This window comes from Clostridium lundense DSM 17049 (genome assembly GCF_000619945.1).
Lineage (GTDB): Bacteria > Bacillota > Clostridia > Clostridiales > Clostridiaceae > Clostridium_AO > Clostridium_AO lundense.
In genome coordinates, this window is record NZ_JHVC01000011.1 from 50334 (window position 1) to 70287 (window position 19954).

Sequence of the window (19954 nt, forward strand, 5' to 3'; positions counted from 1 at the left end):
GGGAGGAATTTATAATGAAAATTCAAATTGAAAATTTATCTAAATCCTATAAAAGGGTGAAGGCATTAAATAATGTTAATTTTTCCATTGAAAGTCCTTGTCTTGTGGGACTTGTAGGTCCTAATGGAGCTGGTAAGTCTACACTTATGAAGCTTTTAGTAGGTCAGCTTATGCCAACGGAAGGAAGTATTTGTATTGATGGCATGGAATTAAGTAAGAATGAAAATTATTTAAAGGAGAGACTTGGGTATTTACCACAGGATTTCGGATTATATGATAATCTTACGATATATGAATTCTTAGATTATATGGCTGCTGTTAAAGGAATTAAATCAAATGTTAAAGGTAAAATTAATCAGTGTATTAAAAAAACAAATTTAGATGATAAAAAAGATAAAAAAATTAAAACATTATCTGGTGGACAAAAGCAAAGAGCTGGAATTGCCCAAGCATTTTTAAATGATCCTGAACTTTTAATTGTTGATGAGCCAACAGTAGGGCTTGATCCAGAAGAAAGAATTAAATTTCGTAATTTATTTTCGGAAAATGCAAGTGACAAGCTTGTAATTTTATCTACGCATATAATTGAGGATGTTGAAGCTATATGTAATCTTTTAATAGTTATGGACAAGGGAAAAATATTATACTCAGGTTCCCCATCAGAGCTGATTAAAAGGGCTGAAGGACATGTATCAACAATTCATGTAAGGAATGAAGGAGAAAGTGAAATTCAAGGGAACTTTAAGATAACTTCAAGAATTATCACTAGTGATGGAGTAAAATATAAAATAGTTGGAGATGGACTACCTTCCAATGCAGTAAGTACAACTCCTACATTAGAGGATGCATATGTTTATTGTATGCTAAAGGAAGGTGAGTCCTTTGAATAATGCTTTTGGGGTACTAAAAAAGGAAATAAAAGCAATATCTAAAGATAAGCTTGTGATGCCTTCTATAATAATAATATTAGCATTTACTATTTATGGACTTTTAGACACTACAAGTGCAAATGAAATGAGTTTAACAAATTTAAATAGAACCTCTTTAACTATATCTTTACTATGTTCTAATGTAGTAGCGATACCAGCCGCAGCTTTGTTTGCAATAATAACATGTTTTACTTTAAGCAGGGATAAACGTAAAAGAAGTGAATTTATGATACAGAGCACTATGGATTATAATAAGGTGAATTTAATACGTGTTATGGCAGTAATATTTTATGCTTTTATTACTGTTGTATTAATTACTATTGTTTCATTTATAGTTCAAAGTGGATTTTTAAATATAAAATTTCATATATTCACTAATATATTTACTTATACTTTTATAATATTCTTTTCTATGATATTTGCAATACTTTTATGTAGTGGAGTATACTTTATAATCCAAAGTATGGATGTTACTTTTTTAACCTTTGGAGTATGCTTTTTTATTGGAATTAGTTCCTCAAATTATTTATTTAATTGGATTAATTATTCCTACTCTATATATTCAGATTTTGCAGGAATACAACCTATTACAAAGTATATTATATACAGTAGATTATTTCAGTTAATTGGATTTTTATGTATATTTATTATAGGCATTTTATTTAGAAATAGATATGAGCTTTCATTATTTAAGTCTTTTTCTATAAATATAAAATCAATAAAAGTTGTTACAGTATGCATAGTTGTTTTTATAGCATCAATATTAATGTATATAAAGGAGCCTTATACAGATAAAGTAGATGCAGCAGTAAGACATATGGAAAATGACAAGATAAATGAAAGTATAATTCTTAAAGAAGTATATCCTACTTCAGTAATTAATACTAAAAATGAGACAATTTCCTGTGATGTAAAATATGTTTTTAAAAAGGATTATAAAGAGGAATACATTGATTTCAAACGAAACATAGGACTTAATATCAAAAATATATTAGTAAATAAAAAAGAAACATCATTTTTAAACATAGATAAAGAAGATACTGTTACAATACCAGTTCCTAAAGGGGAAGAAGTGATAGTTACTATTAAATATGATGGGAAAATAAAAAATCCAGCTCCATCAGGTTTTGCAGGATATATAAGTGATGATAGTGTCTATCTTTTGGAAAACAGCAACTGGTTATTAAGGCCAATGACTAAAGAGGCAGAAAAAATAAAAATAAAAGGTTCTATTAAAGCACCTAAGAATTTAACTGTAGTCACCGTTGGAAGACTAGAAAATATTAGTGGGGATAATGAATATAAAATTTGGAATTATGAAGGAGAGTTATCAGAGCTTAATGTGGGAATATTTGCATCAAATTACAGAATGGAAAAATTTAAAGCGGGAACTGTGGACGTGGAATTTTATTATAGCCAAAAGCATGAAAACTATATAAAAAATGCAGAAATAGAAAAACAGATAAATAATATTTTAAATTATTATGAAAATACTTTTGGAGAATACGCCTTTAAGAAATATCCATTTAAAATAGTTGAAACATCTCAGTATAAAATAGGAGGACACTCTACAGCTAATGTGGTAACTATTTCAGAATATATGTTTAATAGGGAGAAGAGTCCGTTAAAAGAGGGAAAAAGAGATTATAATATGTTTATATATTATCACGATATAGAAATAATATCCCATGAAATAGCACATCAGTGGTGGGGTGGAGGAGTAAACATTACTGGAGATAAATCATGGATTACAGAAGGACTTGCTAATTATTCAGCTTATAAATATTTAGATAATGAATTTGGTAAAGAAGCATGGTTAACTTCAGTACAAAGTTGGCAAAGGGAAGTAGTTAATAATCCTAATAAAAAATATTTTGAAGAAAAAAATCTCCAGGAGAGAATTCCTAAGGAAACTCAAATGAAGTTAGGACTTTATGATAAAAAAAGAAATGCATACATGAAAGTTCCTTTAGAGCTTATAAGAATTGAAGATGAAGGTAAGTGTGATGTTAAAAAAAATCTAGCGGATTTATATAAAAAATATAAAATGAAATCCCTCACATACGATGAATTCTTAAAAGAAATGAAAATAGAGAAGGGGGAGTTAAACATTGACTAAATTAATTAAATATGAGCTAAAAAGTATTATATTATCAAAAAAATATTTTTATATAAATTTATTATTAATTATAAGTGTATTAAAGGACTTAAATACATTATTAGGTTCTTGGAATTTACATGCAGCAGTTTCTCCGTGGACTTATGCTGATTTTATAGTAAGACAAAATAGCCTTCTTATTACATTTATAGTTCTTTTAGGGTTAAATGTTTTTTCTAATAATGAAAATAGAGTGAAAAATATAATGTTTTCAACTACATTTTCAGAAAAAGGCTATTATTTTTTAAAACAAATAGGTATATTCATATCAATATGTATTTCAATAATTATATTAATAGCTTTAAGTTTTATATGGTATGCATATTATTTAAGATTTTATGATTTTAATAAATTTTTATATCCTACTGTGATACTTGTATTTCCCGCATTACTCTTAATTTTAGGGTTATCTATGAATATTGGAAGGGCAAGTGAAAAACTTCTTAATTTATTTATTCCTATTGTATTTTTAGGGACATCATTAAATTTAAACCTGCCTCAATGGTTAGATATAGCAGGAAATAATACCATTAGATATTTATTGTTTGCAAGTAATGAAGATTTTATTTTACCTTTGGACTTTTTATTTAGTAGAATATTTATGACAGTATTAGGGATGGTTCTTATTATATTTGCATGTAGAAAGAGTAAGGCGTGATAATTTATATGAATGATGAAGAATTAATAATTCGTGTGAGAGAAGGAGACAACCTTGCCTTTGAAGCATTAGTAGATAAATATAGAAATAGTGCTGTGTTGTTTGCCTATGGATATCTTTCAGATTTCCATGTTGCAGAGGAAGTTGTGCAGGATGCCTTTGTAAAGTTGTACCTTTCCATTGATAAATATGATTCTAAAAAGGCATCCTTAAAGACATATCTTTTTACAATAGTTAAAAGGCTTTGCATTGATAACATTAGAAAAAAAAGAGTAGATGTTGTTCCTTTAGAGGATAATATTAATTTATCTAACCGTAATATTCCCGAGGAAATAATAATTTGTAAAGAAGAGTATGAAATTTTATTAAAGAACATGGAAAAACTTAATGACAATTACAAGAAAGCTATTATTTTAAGGGATTATGATAATATGAGCTATGAAGAAATAGCTCATATTATGGATAAAAGCTTATCTAGTATAAAGTCTTATATACATCGTGGGAGAAAGAAACTTTTTAATTTTTTTAGAAAGGAGTGTGGAAAATGAAGTGTAAAGAAGCCATAGAGAAACTTGATATGTATACTATTGAGGAAATAAATAGTTGGAATATAGATGATGATATTAAAAAACACATTTATAAGTGCAGTCACTGCAAAGAGTATATAGAGTTACTTAATAAGACAAAAGTGGTAATTAGTGATTTGAAAGAAAGTCAGCTTAAACAGTATGAAGCAATTAAAATGGATAATAGAGAGTTTAATAATGAAATATGGCAAAAGGTAAGACAAGCTAACAATAGGGAAAAACATTTTACATTTATATGGGTAGAGGTTATAGTAGCTGCTGTGCTTACTATAATTTCATTAATAAAACCACAGCTTTTTTCTAGTGAAATTGTGAAATTTTTTGCAGTAGTTCTTATGATAGTTGGAATGATTTATACAAATTATAAAGAGGTTGAGTTTGATGAGTGATTTTAAAAGTATATTAAAAAAGCCTTTGTACTGGTTGTTTATATGTGTAATGGTTCTTGTTTATACTACAGAGGTTATACCTGCAATAAAGTTATATGGACCAGATGGAATCAATATGAAATTTACTACTGCATGTGAAAAAACAACTATGGACATGGCATACCAAAATACTAAATGGATATATAAAAATGAATGTATTATTTTTAATAAACGATTATTGGGATTTAGTATGAGTTATAAGAAGGTTGATATAGATAAAGATACAAAAGAAAAATTAAAGTATATGTTAGACCAATTTGATAAGGGAAAAATCACATATATAAAGTATAGAGAGGATATTGATAATATATGTAAAAAATTACAAAAACCTAAAGATGGAATTTTTTCATATACGTATAGTTATTTATGTTGTGAAAAACCTTTAAACACCAAAGAAAATTATATAGAGTTTAGAAAAGAAATAGAGTATGTAATGAAAAATATGAGTTTTTCTAAATATACTGCCACAATTTTTGCAGATATTTTAGGTATTACCATTTCAGTATTTCCTATTTTTCTTATAGGATTTTTGTATAAAAAAAGAAGAACTAATTTAGTTTCCTATTATTTTGCTATGTGTTTTAATCTATTTTTATTTTCAATTATTTTAGCAGGGGTTACTTATGGTGCGTCATTAAGAATTGCAAACTTATATGGATGGACAGTAAATATAACAGATTTTTTAAAGCCTTTATTTATATGGATTCTCCCTACAATACTTTATGCAATAGCGGAAATGATGCTTTTAAGTCTCTTTGTGAAAAATGGATATATAACTGTTGCAATTCAATTTGTTTATGCTATTACAGTGATGTCCTTTGATATTAACCTATCCTCTTTTGTAATAAGGTGGAATTATTCGTTATACAGTGGTTATGTAAATGAGTTAAATAGTTATAATTCAATTATATACTATAATAGATTATTATATATGATAATTGCTAGTGTGTTTGTATATATAATTCATAGAATGAATTGTAGTAGAAGCTTGAAGTAACAAAAAGCTGCTGTATCAAAACAAAAAAATAACACAACATATTGATGTAGAAAGTGAGTTAGGGGTAGGTACTAGTATAAACATAAATTTTAATTAATATAATAAAGCCAATGATATTAAATGTACCATTGGCCTATGTTATAATAATGTTAGGACATACGGATTGTGTAACAGACAACAAGTAATTAAATTAAATAAATAATAGGGGTGCAAAAATGTTTAATGAAATAGATAATAAAAAAACATTATTGGATAATAAAAGACCATTTAACAAAGTTGCAATAGATAATTTGAAAAAGTATTTTGATGTTGAGTTAACTTATAATTCTAATGCCATAGAAGGAAACACTTTAACAATTACTGAAACAAAAGTAATTTTAGAAGAAGGATTAACCATTGGTAGAGGTAAAAGTTTAAGAGAACATTTAGAAGTAATAAATCATAAAGAAGCTATAGATTATATAGAAGATATAGTTAACAAAAACATAGATATATCTGAAAGGGTTGTAAGGGACTTACATCATATAATATTAAAAAGTATAGATAATAAAAATGCAGGTGAGTATAGAAAAGTTAATGTATTAATAAGTGGTAGCCAACATAGACCAGTAGAACATTTTTTAGTACAAGAAAAAATGAATGAACTAGTAAATTGGTATAAGGATAATAAAGATAAATTACATCCAATAGAATTGGCAGCAAAATTTCACTTTAAATATGTGTATATTCATCCTTTTATAGATGGAAATGGAAGGACAGCAAGACTTCTAATGAATTTAATATTAATGAGAAGTGGATATCCTATTACGGTTATAAGAACAGAAGAAAGAGATGAGTACATGAAAACTTTAGAAAAAGCCAGCGTAGATGGAAATATAGACGATTTTGTGAAAGTTGTTGCAAATGCAGTCAATAGAAGTTTGGATACATATTTATATATAGCGGGATAAGTATATATTGACAATAAGAAACTGAGCTCCAGAAACCTTACAGGTCTGGGGCTTGTTTATTTTATAGAAAATTATGAAGTTGTTTAAAAAATTTGTGATTGTAACTTTTTTAGGACATTTGCCAATTATAATAAATAAAAAATAAGAGAGGAAATAAGGATATGAAAAAGATTTTAATTGTGGAGGATGATACTCTTTTAAATAAAACATTAGCATATAATCTGAATTCAGATGGCTATATAATTACTTCAGCTTTAAATGCTCGCTCTGCTACTGAGTATTTAAAAAAAGGAGAATTTGATTTAGTTCTGCTGGATATTAATCTTCCTGACGGCAATGGATATGATTTGTGCCGTTTGATTAAATCGGGACATGAAAAAATCGCTGTAATCTTTTTGACTGCCAACGATCAAGAAAGTGATATGATAAAAGGTTATGAAGTTGGAGGTTTTGACTACATTACAAAACCTTTTTCTATTGAAGCTTTACAACGGAAAATCAAAGCTATGTTTGGGTGGATGGAAAATCATAAGCCATTACGAGATATATTTGATGATGGAAAACTAAGAATAGATTTTTCAGATCAGACAGCCAATCTACATGGGAAAATGATTACATTTACTCCAATGGAGTATCGAGCACTTAACATGTTTGCTAAAAATCCACGTCAGGTACTTACCAGAGGACGATTGTTAGAAAAGTTATGGGATGTGGATGGAAAATTTGTAGATGAACATACTTTGACTACTATTATCAGTCGAGTACGAGGTAAAATTGAAGTGGATGGAACACAATATATTAAAACTGTTTATGGTATGGGATATATGTGGACTGGGGGTGAGCAAAAATGAAAGCTAACCGTCCCTCTGTAAAAAATCTTTGTTTGGGGATTGTAGCTGGTATGCTCATTACAATGATACTTTTGATAGTTATATTGTATCTGATAACTGGCAAATTGGTAGTAATTATAGCAGGGCTGTTTTTCATGGTGTGTACTCTTTTATGGCTTATTTTATTTATGTGGCTCTTTGAAAAACAACTAACCATTTTTACTGGTGATTTGTGTAACATATTGGATGATATGATAAATGGAAGTGAAGAACTAGAACAGCCATCAGATGAGGAAACATTGTTTGCTCGCATTAATCACCGTCTTTCCAGGCTTTATGGAATTATGCAGGAGAATCGACGAAAGGTAGATGAGGAAAGGGAGAAACTGCAAGTACTGGTCTCTGATATTTCTCATCAGGTTAAAACACCTATCAGTAATCTGAAAATGATAACGGATACGCTGCTGACAAAGCCTGTTTCCCATATAGAACGGATAGAATTTTTGCATAGTATTCAGGGACAGCTTGATAAGCTTGATTTTCTCATGCAAGCAATAGTAAAGACTTCTCGCTTGGAAATCGGAGTAATCCAACTGGAAAAGAAAAGAGCTCTTCTATATGAAACACTGGCGCTGGCACTTAGTGGTATTGTATATCCGGCAGAGAAGAAATCCATTGATGTGACAGTGAGTTGTTCGGAAGATTTGCAATTTCCACATGACAGTAAATGGACAGCGGAAGCTCTGTTTAATATTTTGGATAATGCTGTTAAGTATACATCTATTGGTGGCATGATCAGTGTAGTTGTGGAAGAATTAGAGATATATGTCAAGGTAAATGTGAATGATACAGGTAAAGGAATTTCGGAAAGTAATCAGGCATCTATTTTTCAGCGTTTCTATCGGGAGGAAGAAGTACACGACGAGCCGGGTATTGGGATTGGACTGTACCTTGCTCGTGAGATCATTACACAACAGGGCGGCTACATCAAAGTGAATTCAGAGGTCGGTAAAGGTTCCAATTTTTCCATTTTTCTTCCTAACAGATAGCAAGGTAGTGATTAGCTATTTTGGGGTATAACAATCACTATTTTTGAATTGTTCTAAGAGTGTAATATTTCAGTTGAGAATTTGGGGGTATTTTCCATTTGCTAGGACATTTCTGCAACCTTTCAGTTTTATAATGAATTTATCAATTTGAAAGGATGATTTTTATATGAGTATTTTACAAACAAAGGATTTAAAAAAATATTATGGCACAAAAACCAATATCACCCGAGCTCTTGATGGTGTGAATTTTTCTGTGGAGCAAGGGGAATTTGTGGCAGTTGTTGGTACTTCGGGTAGTGGAAAGTCTACTTTGCTCAACATGATTGGAGGGTTGGACTTGCCTACTTCTGGTAGTGTAATAGTTCGTGGCAAAGAACTGGCGAAAATGAATAATGAACAACTTAGCATTTTCCGACGTCGTAACATTGGATTCATATTCCAAAATTATAATCTTGTTCCTATTCTGAATGTATATGAAAATATTGTACTACCTGTAGAGCTAGATGGTGGCACGGCAGATCAGAAATTTATGAAGGATGTGGTAAAAATGTTAGGTATGGAAGATAAACTAAAAAATATGGCCAATAATCTTTCAGGTGGTCAGCAGCAACGGGTTGCTATTGCCCGTGCATTGATCACAAAACCAGCCATTATCCTTGCAGATGAACCAACTGGAAATTTGGACAGCAAAACTAGTGCGGATGTACTGGGATTGTTACAGCGTACAAACAGAGAGTACAATCAGACTATCGTAATGATTACCCATAACACTGAGATTGCCCAGCTTACGGATCGTATTGTACGGATTGAAGATGGTAAAATCGTAGGTTAAGGAGGTGGTACGTTATGATATGGCCATTTGAAAATGACACAAGTAAAATTATAAAGAAGTTAGCAGTTGCAGACTTAAAAGCACATAAATTAAAAACTTTTTTATCTGGTGTGATTATTCTGATTGCTACTTGTCTTATGGCTATTGTATTTATGTTTTTGCTCAATGACGCAATGGAGCAGGTACACAGTTCAACATACCATGCCATGTATCGTACTGTTGATAATGATACAATAGAGAAAATTGAAAATAACACTAATTTTTCAAAAGTTGGTATTTACAAATATTTTGGTGGTATTGTAGATAAGGAAGGACGAACAGATATTGCATATATGGACACAAACACAATGGAATTTTTAGGATACAATTTAGTAGAGGGTAATATGCCTACAGCTGAAAATGAAATTCTTATATCTGCTGCATATTTACACAATCATAATTTGCCAACATCTATTGGAAGTAGTATACGATTTTCTTATACAGATACATTTACTAATAAGAAAGTGGACAAAGTATTTACTTTATCAGGCATTATTGAAAATAAAGCTCAGGAAAGTACAAAGCAATTTTATATTATTACATCCAATATTTATCGTAAGCAAACTATATTACAGATTGGAAATGTTGTTAGCTCTAAATTTAATAGTCAAAGGCCAGATGGTTTGGATATTCTTGTAAGGTTGAATAAAGAAAATACAAAATTGGATAAAAATTCACAAAAAGATTTATTAAGATCATTTGGAAATGATTTGGGTATAAAAAGCTATAATATTGTTCTAAATAATATGTATATTGAGGGCATTGTATTAGAACCAACTCAACTTATTATATTAGTCTTTTTTGCTTTACTTATAATGTTTGCAAGTAGCTTTGTAATTTATAGTATTTTCTATATCTCTATTGTAAATTCTATACAAATGTATGCACAAATGTTGTCTCTTGGAACAACACCAAGGCAATTAAAAATGTTTTTGAAAATGCAGGGTCATATTCTTATGTGTTGTTTTATTCCTATTGGTATGATTGTTTCATTAGTTATAACTACATTATTTTCATCAACAAAGTGGATTTTATATGATGTTTTAATTCTTTTTGCAGTAGGTATACTGATTGTTATTGTGATTAAGCTATCTTTAAAAAAACCAGCGAAAATTCTTGCATCTATATCGCCAATTGAAGCTATGAAATATACCAATCCTTCAAATATGAAAAATAGAAAAGAGTTGGGGCATATTACTCCTACGAATTTAGCAAAAAATAGTTTGTATTTTCATAGAAAAAAGAATCATATGTCTGTAATTTCCCTCAGTATTAGTGGAACATTAATTATTGCTATGACTATTTTAATAGGTTCAACTGATCTAAAAACAATGATGTTGCAATATTATCCGTTGAGGGAAGATTTTATGGTGAGCATACGGATGGATAATTTTTATCAAAGATTTTCACAAATTTCGCAAAACAATCCTTTTACAGATGATTTTATTGAAAAAATTAATTCTATTGTAGGAGTAAAGAAAGTTATTAAAAACCAATGTGTTGTTGGTATAATGAGTGAACCTAAATTTTTAGACTTAGACGGCAAAACATTGAATCAAAGTATTGGTAGTATCTCCCCTGAGCTGATTGAAAATGCGATGGAATTAGTATCAGGTAGTATTAGCATTGATGATTTAGGTGATGACGGTATTATAATTAATCAGTTCCGTATCAGCCAAAGCTCTTATGATTACGGAAAAATTAAAGTTGGTGATATAATTAAATTTCAAATTGTAAGTGGTGATAGTTTTATAGCAAAAGAATTTAGGGTAGTTGGTATTGCGTATTTTTCTGCAACCAAACTGTTTTATACTTCTCCCAAGATCATAGAAACCTTAACTCCTTATAATGGAACCACACACATTTCAGTATTTTGTGATCCTGAAAGCCATGATATGGTGCAATCAGAATTAGAGAATATTATAAGCAAAAATTCAGATCTAACTTTAAAAGTATATGATGAGGAGTATTCTGTTGTTAAAAATTGGATGAACGCAATGATGTGGAGCATTTATGGAATATGTCTATTCGTTGTATTTTTTGGAATTCTAAATATGCTCAATATACTTATTAACAGTGCAATTATTCGCAAACGTGAATTTGCTCTCTTGCAAGCAGTTGGTATGACCGAAAAGCAATTACGCCAAATGCTTTATAGAGAGGGCATGAGCATAAGTGGAAAATCTGTTATCGTTTCATCAATATTAGGCCTTATTATTGGTAAAGGATTGTGCTATTTGGCACGTGAGGTAATGGCTCTAAAATTTATTGAGTTTCATTTTATACTTTGGCCGCTTATACTGTTTGCTGTACTGCTAATTGGGTTGCAGATGTTGGTTAGTAAATTCATCTGCAAAGCTATGAAAAAGAATACACTAACCGAAAGGTTAAGGACAGAATGATTTTTTGTTGATTATATGAAAACTATAGACTAATCCATTTATTTCAGATAGGGTGATAACTTTAGTGGGAGTCAGTAATATGGTCTTATAGGATATGTTGGATTTTAAAAATTTAACATATAGAATAAATTTATCACATATAGTTTATATGGATATTTAAATTAAAATAACTAAAAATATCTGTACCATATCGAATATTAGTATTGATTTATATGTTAAAGTTGGTATATAATCAAAAGTGTAAATGATATGGAAATTTCTATTAGATAAGGAGTGTAGTGAATGAAGCTTGTTTATAAAGGTAAAACAAAGGATGTATTTGAATTAGAGGACGGAAATTATTTGCTTAAATTTAAGGATGATGTAACAGGAGAAAATGGAGTTTTTGATCCAGGCGCCAATACTGTTGGATTAACTATAGAAGGAGTAGGTAAGGCAGGTCTTAGATTAACTAAGTTATTCTTTGAAAGACTAAAAGAAGAAGAAATACCTATACATTATATAAAAGCAAATATAGAAGAAGGTACAATGAAGGTAAAACCAGCTACATTGTTTGGAAATGGTCTTGAGGTAATTTGTCGCTATAGAGCAGTAGGAAGCTTTATGCGTCGCTATGGTATGTATGCAAAAGAAGGACAAGAATTAGATGCTTTTGTAGAAGTTACGCTTAAAGATGATGCTCGTCAAGACCCACCAATTACTGAAGACGCTTTAAGCATGTTAGGAATACTTTCTTTGCATGAATATGAAGTATTAAAAAGTCTTACTAAAAAGATATGTGGCATAGTAAAAGATGAATTATTGAAAAAAGATATAGAATTATACGATATAAAACTTGAGTTTGGAAGAGTAGGACATGATAAGCATATTGCTTTAATAGACGAAATTTCAGGGGGAAATATGAGAGCATATAAGAATGGGGAATATATAGAACCATTACAGTTAGAAAAATTAATGCTTGAATAGTAAAATAGCACCCATAGAGGTGCTATTTTACTATTCTTCCCAGTTCCATAGCTGTACATCACCAACATTAATTCCTTTAATCCATTGTTCTTGTTTTAGTTTTAGTATTTCTTTCGATGGGCCAGTTATCACCATGCCATATATTTTAACTCCATTTGAGTTTATATAATCTATTCCTTTTTGTAAATCTAATTTAGGAATTGAAGATACTTTACTAGTGATTTTATTATACTCATTCAAGAAATCTAAAGTTTTTATAAAGTTTTCATTACGCAATTTACCACTTCCATAAGAGTCAACATTAGGTGAAGATTTGCTTTCAGATACGATTTTACTAAATAATATACCCTTTTTTTCTCTTTTAGTGGTTAAAGTCATATCATCACTATGCCAAATAGGGATATATGGGAAACCTATAGGCTCATCTATAAAATCTGTATTTTCAAATCCTGTATCTACTGCAAACCAGACAGATGTTACTTGTTTGTGTTCAAATTTTTTTAGTATCTCATCAGTTTCATAAAATTTATCAAAGGAAATATAAGCTTCTGCAACAGTACCTTCACGAAGTTTCTCGAGCTTTTTCCAGTCTTTAACCATGGCATCATTTTTTGATGACTTAGGATAGGAAAAAAACAATGAATGATTCTGATTTTGAAACCACTTTTTTTCTGGATATCCTATTTTCACAAGAAAAAAATTTATATCCATTTCTCCAGTTCTGATTTCATCTGATCCTACAAGTTTTTTTAACTCTCCAGTCATTGTGGCTGTGAAAAATGAACCTACACTTGTACCACCTGATCCAAATCTTACATTTGGCTCTGTTATAGCTATAGTAGATTGAATCACATCTCTGTATATTTCCATACGATTTGGGTCTCTGCTGCTATAAAATATTGAGGTAATAATTCCGGATATAGCTGCTTTTTTGTGGTTAAAACATGTTTTATTACTGTTATTTTTATCATCTATATTTAGTTGTTCGTCTAAAAATTCTTGATAGTCCTCAAGTTTTTCAAGTTCTATCTCAATTGATTTCTTTTCATCACCAGATAGATTACCTTCTGTATAATCCTTAAGCTTTTCTTGCATTATATCTTCTGCAATATATTCATTATGGTATAGAGATAGGAGATAACGGTATACGTCTACCATAAATGATTGATATATATGATTTAGTGTATTTTTGTTCACTTACCATACCTCCTTCAATGTAATAACGTATGTAACTGGAAAATGTTACAGAAAAATAATAAATTTTACAAATAATAAAAATTGCCCCTATAATAAACAATATACTATTTTCTTTGATTTTCCGTAAAGTTAAATCTTATACAATTGCTTACGAGCTAAGAAATAGTTCTTTTGTTATGTTAATAGGATTAGATAGCATCAATTAAAAAAATTAAATTAAGGGGTGAAGAGAAATAAAAAAAGTTCGATAAGTGTATAGTGAAAAATTAATCCAATATTAGAATTACATGTTTAGGGAGGAAAAATAGTGTTAAAAAAGTTTTTATCAAGTATTTCAATTTGTGTGGCAATGTGTTTATTATTAACTTCTTGTGGTTCAGCTGGGAAATCAAAAGCTGTTAATTCACAAGAGGATACAGAAAAATATAATAACTATGTTACACTAAGCAATTATATGACTGGATGGTTAGATACTGCATTAGCTACTTATTTTAATAAGTTCGGAATTGAAAATGAAATTATAATAAAAGAAGGTTTTGATGGATTTAATGGAGCACCTATTTTAGATGCGCAGAAAGATGATTTAGATAAAGCATTAGAATACGCTTCAAAAAAGCCTTCATATGGACAAACTGATACTAATATAAAAGCATTACATCCAAAAATGAAGGAATTAATGAATACTTTGGGTGAAATAGAGAATTACTACAAATCAAAAGGTTTTGTAGACGATAAGTTTGCTAAAGGTAAAGAATTACATAAAAAAGTATGTGCTCAGTATAAAGAATATGATGCTTTAGCAGAAAAGTTTTTTACTAGTTTTGATACTATAACTGAACAAAAGAAAAAGGAAGATTTAGATAAGCTAAAGAAAAATGACATGATGATAAGATACTATGCAATGAGTATTTTAAATAGGGCACAGGATATAGAAATGTCTTTTTATAAGGCAAAAGTTACTGATGATAATATTTTAGATTATGATGTTAATAAATATAAAGAAAAATATGATTTGTTGACAGAAGATATAAATAAATTTATAGAATATTCCAAAGATGACGCGAGAAGGAAAAAAGAGAAAATTGTTATTATACCAACCTTTAGTAGTGATGTAAAAAGAATAAAAGTTGCTGCTACAGATATTATGGAAGTTTTAAAAACAAAAGATACCACTATAAACAGTAACACAAAAGGAAAGGTTACAACAGGTGGGAAAAATGCTCTTTTACATGAATTTAGCAGAGTAGTATCCCAAATGGTTGATTCTTATAATAATATGATTAACATGAAAGCAGTAGATTAAGGTGATGTTATGTTTAGAAAAATTGCTTTAGCTATAATAATGTGTATAGTTGTATCTACTATTGCTACTTCTTGTGAATATAGAGAAAAAAAATTAACTATAAAAGATAAAGCAATACCAAAAGAAACAGGGGAAAGTTACAATAAGAAGTATGAAGCATATGCAACTTTAGATACATTTATTACAGGAAATCTACAGGAATCTTTAGATTATTATTTTTCAAAGTTTGGAGATACAGAAGAATTTAAGGTAGACAAAAATGATAATCTTTATAATGGTATCCTTTTAGAATTTAACAAGAAGGAATTAGAAGAAGGCTTCAGTTATTATTCAACAGAACCACATTTTGAAAAAGTTGATAATGCTCTTAAGGAACTTCACCCTGCATTTAAAGAATTAATACAAGCTTTAAGTGATGCAGATACATACTATAAACTAAAATCTTATGTAGATGATGATTTTGTTAAGGGAAAAGAACTACATAAAAAGATATATTCAAAGTATATTAAAGTTAAGCCTTTGAATAAAAAGTTTAGTTCTGATTTTGGAGATTTTTTCAGAGAAGATAGTAAGAAAAAGTTAGAAGAATTTAAGAAAAATGATTTTATGATAAAATATTATGCCTTAAGTTCTTTATTAAAAGCTAAGGATTTAGAAAGCGAACTTCAAAGGCAAAAGGTTACTAAAAATAATATGGCTAGTTTAGATGTTAGTAAATATAAAGAAAAGTATAACCTGTTAGTTGCAGACATGAATAAATTTTTAGAGTACTCCAAGGACTCTAATAGAATAAAAAAGGAAAAGATTGATCCAGCTTTTCCATATAAAATAATGGATGTTAAAGCTGCAGCTACAGATATTTTAACAAAAGCTCAAGGAAATAATTCATATAAAAATTCTGGCTATAGCAGAAATGGAGAAGGAACTACAGAATATCTTTCAAATAAGATAAAAGAAGCTATTTTAGAGTATGTTAAAATGAAATAAAAGCATAGCACAATTTAGGGGGACAACAATAATAATGTTGTCCCCTTATCTTAGCAAGTTTACTTTATCTAGGATAATTAAACTACCTTTACTATTCATAAAAAAAATTCTATGTTATAATATTAAGCTAAAGGGATATAATTTATTAGAAAATATTTGAAAATAATATTAAACTAAGGTAAAATATTAATGATTTATCATACTAAAGCAACGGAGGGATATATATGAGTAAGGATATTGTAAAACCATCAATACTACCAGGTTTTATGGAATTACTTCCAGCAGACCAATTAGTTTTTAATAAAATGATGGATACTATAAGACATAATTATGAAAAATTTGGATTTATACCACTAGATACTCCAGCTATAGAAAAATCAGAAATACTTTTAGCAAAGGGTGGCGGAGAAACTGAAAAACAGATATACAGATTTATGAAGGGAGACACAGATCTTTCTTTAAGATTTGATTTGACAGTACCTCTAGCAAGATATGTATCTCAGCACTTTTCAGATTTAACTTTCCCATTTAGAAGATACCATATTGCTAAAGTTTACAGAGGAGAAAGAAATCAAAAAGGACGTTTTAGAGAATTTTATCAGTGTGATATAGATATCATAGGAAATGGAAAGTTAAGCATTATAAATGATGCTGAAATTCCAACTGTTATCTATAATACTTTTAAGGATCTTGGATTTGAGTCCTTTACAATTCATATAAATAATAGAAAAGTTCTAAATGGATTCTTTGAATCTTTAAATGTTACAAATAAAGTAGACATTTTAAGAACTATAGATAAATTAGATAAAATAGGCAGAGAAGCTGTAATTGAAGAGCTTAAAAATTTAGGACTTGAGGATTCAGTAGTAGAAAGAATAATGGAATTCATTAATATAAAGGGTGAAAATGATTCAATACTAGCTTCTTTAAAAAATTTAGGAATAGAGAATGAAACATTCAAAGAAGGATTAGAAGAACTTACTCAGGTTGTTAGTTATATAAGATGTTTCAATGTTCCAGAAAAGAATTTCAATATAGATTTAACTATAGCGAGAGGATTAGATTATTACACAGGAACAGTATATGAAACTATTTTAGATGATTATCCAAAGATAGGAAGTGTATGTTCTGGTGGAAGATATGATAATCTTGCAGAATACTATACTGAACAAAAGTTACCTGGAGTAGGTATATCTATTGGATTAACTAGATTATTTTATCAGTTAAGAGAAGCAAAAATCATAGGAGAAAATGCATCTTCAACTCTTTCACAAGTATTAGTAATTCCTATGGATAACCTTATAGAAGAGTCAATTAAAGTTGCTAGTAAACTTAGAGAAAATGGAATAATTGCAGAAATGTATTCAGAGGATGCTAAAGTTGGTAAGAAATTTGGATATGCAGATAAATTAAATATTCCTTTTGTTATGTTAATAGGACCTGATGAAGTAAGGGATAATAAAGTAACACTTAAAAACATGCATACTGGAAATCAGGAAACTATGACTATAGAAGAAGCAATAGTACTGATAAATAATAAATAGTCAAATGATTTTAACTGTATAAAAATTATTATATAAACTAAAAGAAATTCCTTTAAAGGAATTTCTTTTAGTTTATGGTTTCTAATTTTCAATTATTAATTCCTAATGATTAATCTTTAATTGTGTTTTCCATCATATCTAGCAATTCATTAAATCTTTTAATAGTATCTTCCATAGGAGTTGAAGTGCTCATGTCTACTCCAGCCTTCTTTAGGATATTAATAGGATAATCACTGCCGCCACTCTTTAGAAAAGCTATATATTTTTCTAAAGCATTTTCTTCTTTAGCTAAAATTTTCTTAGCAAATGAATTTGCAGCAGCATAGCCTGTAGCATACTGATATACATAAAAATCAGAATAGAAGTGAGGAATTCTAGACCATTCCATATCTATTTCACTATCTACTACCATTTCCTCACCAAAATATTTAACATTTAATTCATGCCATATATTGCATAGATCTTCACTAGTTAAAGCATTACCAGCTTCTAATTTTTCATGAGTTAGTTTTTCAAACTCTGCAAACATTACCTGCCTAAATACTGTAGTTCTTATTTGTTCTAATTGTTGATTTATAAAATATAGTTTCATATTTTTATCTTTTTCATTATTTATTAAGTGATTTAATAAAAGACATTCGTTAGTAGTAGAAGCAACTTCAGCACAGAATAAAGTATAATTTGAATACACATAAGGTTGATTTTTCTTTGAATAATAAGTGTGTATAGAGTGACCCATTTCATGAGCAAGTGTGGATACATCATTTAATTTATAGTTATAGTTTAATAATACATAAGGCATAGTATCATATGAACCAGAAGAGTATGCTCCCCCTCTTTTACCTTTATTTTCATAAATATCAATCCAGCCTTCTTTTATACCCTCGTTAAATATATTTAGGTACTCGCTTCCAAGAGGATTTAGACCTTCTTCCACTATTTTAATAGCTTTTTCAAATTCTATATGCACATTAGGAGTATCGATTATTGGAACATATAAATCATACATGTGTATGTCATCTAATTTTAATAATTTCTTTTTGATTTTTACATATCTGTGCAAAGAAGATAAATTATTATTTATGGTTTCTACGGTTTTATTATAAACTTCTACAGGAATATCATTAGGCTTTAAGGAACTTTCTAATGATGAATTATATTTTCTCATTTTCGAATTAAATATAAAACCCTTTATAGAAGAAGTAAGTGAAGTTGCAAAGGTATTTTTGTATTTTTCATAAGTACTAAAAAGAGCTTTAAAAGCTTCCTTTCTAACTTTTCTATTTTTAGAAGAAATATAAACAGAATAATTTTTATCTGTGAGTTCTACTTCTTTTTTATGCTCATCTTTAATTTTAGGAAAAGTGATATCTGCATTAGACAACATGCTATATATGTTTCCAGGGGCTTCTAGACATTCAGAGACAGAAGCCATAATATTCTCTTCATTTTTACTTAGAGTATGAGGTTTAGATTTTAAAATATCCTTTATTAAAGTTTTATATATTTTTAATTCAGGAAGTTCATCTAATTCCTTTAAAAGAGTATCTTCAGGAATTGAAAGTATTTCTGGGGTAAAAAAAGCCATTTTTGATAACATCTCCGTGAAAAAACTATCTATCTTAGACTTTAAGCTTTGAAAAGTTGTATTTGTAGTGTCTTCATCAGATCTACAATGGGCATAAACAGATAATTTTTCTCCAAGTCTTAAGATTTCTTCTTCCAATTTTAAATAGGATAATAAATCTTTAGCACTATTAAGTTTTCCTTCAAATTTAGATATTTCAGGAGTTACCTTTTTTAAATTTTCAAAGTCTTCCTCCCAAAGCTGAATGTTTTCATATATTTTTTCTATTTTCCATTTGGAATTAGCATCTATTTCCTCTCTGGACTTTAGTTTTTTAGTTTCCACCAAAATTATCCCTCCCTTGTAATTTTTAATATAGATATTTTAATTATTTTCACTTTATCCATAAATTATAACATAAAATTGTAAGTAAAAATTAAAATGTCAGATTAAAATAATTGACATATTATAAAAAAAGGATTAATATTTATATATGAACATGTGCTCATATATAAATATGATGGGGGAGAA

Annotated in this window: 17 protein-coding genes; 15 read left to right on the plus strand and 2 right to left on the minus strand. The window is 29.0% G+C overall.

Going from position 1 to position 19954, the window contains the following annotated elements; genetic code table 11:
- Positions 1 to 14 precede the first annotated feature (14 nt).
- The 12 genes from T514_RS0113505 to T514_RS0113560 all read left to right on the plus strand — a co-directional run bounded on the left by T514_RS0113505 (position 15) and on the right by T514_RS0113560 (position 12825).
- Complete coding sequence (locus T514_RS0113505; protein WP_027625268.1) at positions 15 to 890, plus strand: ATP-binding cassette domain-containing protein; 876 nt, start codon at positions 15 to 17, stop codon at positions 888 to 890.
- The gene (locus tag T514_RS0113510; RefSeq protein WP_027625269.1) at positions 883 to 3048 is read left to right on the plus strand and encodes a M1 family aminopeptidase; all 2166 of its coding nucleotides are present in this window, start codon (positions 883 to 885) and stop codon (positions 3046 to 3048) included. Before T514_RS0113505 ends, T514_RS0113510 begins: the two co-directional genes overlap by 8 nt.
- The gene (locus tag T514_RS0113515) at positions 3041 to 3745 is read left to right on the plus strand and encodes a hypothetical protein (protein WP_027625270.1); all 705 of its coding nucleotides are present in this window, start codon (positions 3041 to 3043) and stop codon (positions 3743 to 3745) included. Before T514_RS0113510 ends, T514_RS0113515 begins: the two co-directional genes overlap by 8 nt.
- A gap of 8 nt (positions 3746 to 3753) precedes the next feature.
- On the plus strand, positions 3754 to 4293 hold the full coding sequence (locus tag T514_RS0113520) for an RNA polymerase sigma factor (RefSeq protein WP_027625271.1): 540 nt from the start codon (positions 3754 to 3756) through the stop codon (positions 4291 to 4293).
- The gene (locus tag T514_RS0113525; RefSeq protein WP_027625272.1) at positions 4290 to 4721 is read left to right on the plus strand and encodes a hypothetical protein; all 432 of its coding nucleotides are present in this window, start codon (positions 4290 to 4292) and stop codon (positions 4719 to 4721) included. The genes T514_RS0113520 and T514_RS0113525 overlap by 4 nt, the downstream gene beginning before the upstream one ends.
- A complete protein-coding gene (locus tag T514_RS0113530; RefSeq protein ID WP_027625273.1) occupies positions 4714 to 5757 on the plus strand; it encodes a hypothetical protein in 1044 nt (347 codons plus the stop codon). The genes T514_RS0113525 and T514_RS0113530 overlap by 8 nt, the downstream gene beginning before the upstream one ends.
- Before the next feature lie 215 nt (positions 5758 to 5972).
- Complete coding sequence (locus T514_RS0113535; protein WP_027625274.1) at positions 5973 to 6707, plus strand: Fic family protein; 735 nt, start codon at positions 5973 to 5975, stop codon at positions 6705 to 6707.
- Positions 6708 to 6868: 161 nt separating this feature from the next.
- Complete coding sequence (locus T514_RS0113540; protein ID WP_027625275.1) at positions 6869 to 7558, plus strand: response regulator transcription factor; 690 nt, start codon at positions 6869 to 6871, stop codon at positions 7556 to 7558.
- On the plus strand, positions 7555 to 8586 hold the full coding sequence (locus T514_RS0113545; protein WP_027625276.1) for a sensor histidine kinase: 1032 nt from the start codon (positions 7555 to 7557) through the stop codon (positions 8584 to 8586). Before T514_RS0113540 ends, T514_RS0113545 begins: the two co-directional genes overlap by 4 nt.
- Before the next feature lie 166 nt (positions 8587 to 8752).
- A complete protein-coding gene (locus tag T514_RS0113550; protein ID WP_027625277.1) occupies positions 8753 to 9418 on the plus strand; it encodes an ABC transporter ATP-binding protein in 666 nt (221 codons plus the stop codon).
- Positions 9419 to 9432: 14 nt separating this feature from the next.
- The gene (locus T514_RS0113555; protein WP_051542041.1) at positions 9433 to 11859 is read left to right on the plus strand and encodes an ABC transporter permease; all 2427 of its coding nucleotides are present in this window, start codon (positions 9433 to 9435) and stop codon (positions 11857 to 11859) included.
- A 282-nt stretch (positions 11860 to 12141) separates the two neighbouring features.
- The gene (locus T514_RS0113560; protein ID WP_027625279.1) at positions 12142 to 12825 is read left to right on the plus strand and encodes a phosphoribosylaminoimidazolesuccinocarboxamide synthase; all 684 of its coding nucleotides are present in this window, start codon (positions 12142 to 12144) and stop codon (positions 12823 to 12825) included.
- A gap of 30 nt (positions 12826 to 12855) precedes the next feature.
- On the opposite strand, the gene T514_RS0113565 is transcribed toward T514_RS0113560, so the two are convergent.
- Positions 12856 to 14022: an anti-sigma factor gene (locus T514_RS0113565; RefSeq protein ID WP_051542042.1), complete on the minus strand. Its 1167-nt coding sequence runs from the start codon at positions 14020 to 14022 to the stop codon at positions 12856 to 12858.
- A gap of 307 nt (positions 14023 to 14329) precedes the next feature.
- Between T514_RS0113565 and T514_RS0113570 the strand changes: the two genes are divergently transcribed.
- The 3 genes from T514_RS0113570 to hisS all read left to right on the plus strand — a co-directional run bounded on the left by T514_RS0113570 (position 14330) and on the right by hisS (position 17856).
- Entirely contained in the window at positions 14330 to 15325 is a 996-nt protein-coding gene (locus tag T514_RS0113570; RefSeq protein WP_027625281.1) for a YiiG family protein, read from the plus strand.
- Between the two features lie 9 nt (positions 15326 to 15334).
- Complete coding sequence (locus tag T514_RS0113575) at positions 15335 to 16312, plus strand: YiiG family protein (RefSeq protein ID WP_027625282.1); 978 nt, start codon at positions 15335 to 15337, stop codon at positions 16310 to 16312.
- A gap of 224 nt (positions 16313 to 16536) precedes the next feature.
- Complete coding sequence (hisS, locus tag T514_RS0113580) at positions 16537 to 17856, plus strand: histidine--tRNA ligase (protein WP_027625283.1); 1320 nt, start codon at positions 16537 to 16539, stop codon at positions 17854 to 17856.
- A gap of 109 nt (positions 17857 to 17965) precedes the next feature.
- Here hisS and pepF read toward each other — a convergent pair whose 3' ends face one another.
- On the minus strand, positions 17966 to 19771 hold the full coding sequence (gene pepF / locus T514_RS0113585; RefSeq protein ID WP_027625284.1) for an oligoendopeptidase F: 1806 nt from the start codon (positions 19769 to 19771) through the stop codon (positions 17966 to 17968).
- Positions 19772 to 19954 lie beyond the last annotated feature (183 nt).

Coding starts and splice junctions, on each gene's coding strand:
- T514_RS0113520 (WP_027625271.1), top strand. CDS start 3,754: ATGAATGATGAAGAATTAATAATTCGTGTGAGAGAAGGAGACAACCTT.
- hisS (WP_027625283.1), top strand. CDS start 16,537: ATGAGTAAGGATATTGTAAAACCATCAATACTACCAGGTTTTATGGAA.
- T514_RS0113535 (WP_027625274.1), top strand. CDS start 5,973: ATGTTTAATGAAATAGATAATAAAAAAACATTATTGGATAATAAAAGA.
- T514_RS0113555 (WP_051542041.1), top strand. CDS start 9,433: ATGATATGGCCATTTGAAAATGACACAAGTAAAATTATAAAGAAGTTA.
- T514_RS0113545 (WP_027625276.1), top strand. CDS start 7,555: ATGAAAGCTAACCGTCCCTCTGTAAAAAATCTTTGTTTGGGGATTGTA.
- T514_RS0113575 (WP_027625282.1), top strand. CDS start 15,335: ATGTTTAGAAAAATTGCTTTAGCTATAATAATGTGTATAGTTGTATCT.
- T514_RS0113525 (WP_027625272.1), top strand. CDS start 4,290: ATGAAGTGTAAAGAAGCCATAGAGAAACTTGATATGTATACTATTGAG.
- T514_RS0113550 (WP_027625277.1), top strand. CDS start 8,753: ATGAGTATTTTACAAACAAAGGATTTAAAAAAATATTATGGCACAAAA.
- T514_RS0113560 (WP_027625279.1), top strand. CDS start 12,142: ATGAAGCTTGTTTATAAAGGTAAAACAAAGGATGTATTTGAATTAGAG.
- T514_RS0113540 (WP_027625275.1), top strand. CDS start 6,869: ATGAAAAAGATTTTAATTGTGGAGGATGATACTCTTTTAAATAAAACA.
- T514_RS0113505 (WP_027625268.1), top strand. CDS start 15: ATGAAAATTCAAATTGAAAATTTATCTAAATCCTATAAAAGGGTGAAG.
- T514_RS0113530 (WP_027625273.1), top strand. CDS start 4,714: ATGAGTGATTTTAAAAGTATATTAAAAAAGCCTTTGTACTGGTTGTTT.